This window comes from Pseudomonas sp. GXM4 (assembly GCF_008923895.1).
GTDB classification, from domain to species: domain Bacteria; phylum Pseudomonadota; class Gammaproteobacteria; order Pseudomonadales; family Pseudomonadaceae; genus Aquipseudomonas; species Aquipseudomonas atacamensis.
In genome coordinates this window covers 1-1,158 of the sequence record NZ_WBRZ01000508.1, presented here as the reverse complement: position 1 = coordinate 1,158, position 1,158 = coordinate 1, and the positions used below count along the sequence as shown (strand labels likewise).

Genomic DNA, 1,158 nt, shown 5'->3' with positions numbered 1-1,158 from the left:
CCAAGGTGGGAGCGAGCCTGCTCGCGAAGAGGCCCGGGCAGACACCAACACCCTGCGCGCCGCCATCTGCGCTACCATGCCGAGCCGGACGCAGCAGCCTGCTGCGCGCAGGAGTCAGCATGGCCCACCCGTTTGAAACCCTCACCCCCGATCTCGTCCTGGATGCCGTTGAAAGCATCGGTTTCCTCAGCGACGCGCGCATTCTGGCGCTCAACAGCTACGAAAACCGTGTGTATCAGGTCGGTATCGAAGACTCCGAGCCGCTGATTGCCAAGTTCTATCGTCCGCAGCGCTGGACCAACGAGGCCATTCTCGAAGAGCACCAGTTCACCTTCGAACTGGCCGACATCGACATCCCGGTGGTAGCGCCGCTGATCCACAACGGCGAAACCCTGCATGAGCACGCCGGCTTCCGCTTCACCCTGTTCCCGCGTCGTGGTGGTCGGGCGCCGGAGCCGGGCAATCTTGATCAACTGTATCGCCTCGGCCAGTTGCTCGGGCGCATGCATGCGGTGGGCGGCACCAAGCCGTTCGAGCACCGCGAAGCCCTCGCCGTGCAGAACTTCGGCCATGCCTCGCTGAACACCCTGCTCGAAGGCAATTTCATTCCCAAGAGTTTGCTGCCGGCGTACGAGTCGGTTGCCCGCGACCTGCTCAAACGCGTCGAAGACGTCTACGCCGCCACGCCTCACCAGAACATCCGCATGCACGGTGACTGCCACCCCGGCAACATGATGTGCCGCGACGAAATGTTCCACATCGTCGACCTCGACGACTGCCGCATGGGCCCGGCGGTGCAGGACATCTGGATGATGCTTGCCGGCGATCGCCAGGAATGTCTCGGGCAGTTGTCGGAATTGATGGACGGCTACAACGAATTCCATGATTTCGACCCGCGCGAGCTGGCGCTGATCGAACCGTTGCGCGCCTTGCGCCTGATGCACTACAGCGCCTGGCTGGCGCGGCGCTGGGACGACCCGGCATTCCCGCACAGCTTTCCGTGGTTTGGCACGGAGCGGTATTGGGGCGACCAGGTGCTGGCATTGCGTGAGCAACTGTCCGCGCTTAACGAAGAACCTTTGAAGTTGTTCTGAATTAAAGATCAAAAGATCGCAGCCTTCGGCAGCTCCTACCTTGGAATGCATATCCCTGTAGGAG

At 61.8% G+C, this 1,158-nt stretch carries 1 protein-coding gene; it reads left to right on the top strand.

Annotated elements, in window-relative coordinates:
• The first annotated feature begins 119 nt into the window (after positions 1–119).
• On the top strand, positions 120–1,094 hold the full coding sequence (locus tag F8N49_RS27795) for a serine/threonine protein kinase (RefSeq protein WP_016772856.1): 975 nt from the start codon (positions 120–122) through the stop codon (positions 1,092–1,094).
• The last annotated feature ends 64 nt before the right edge of the window (positions 1,095–1,158 follow it).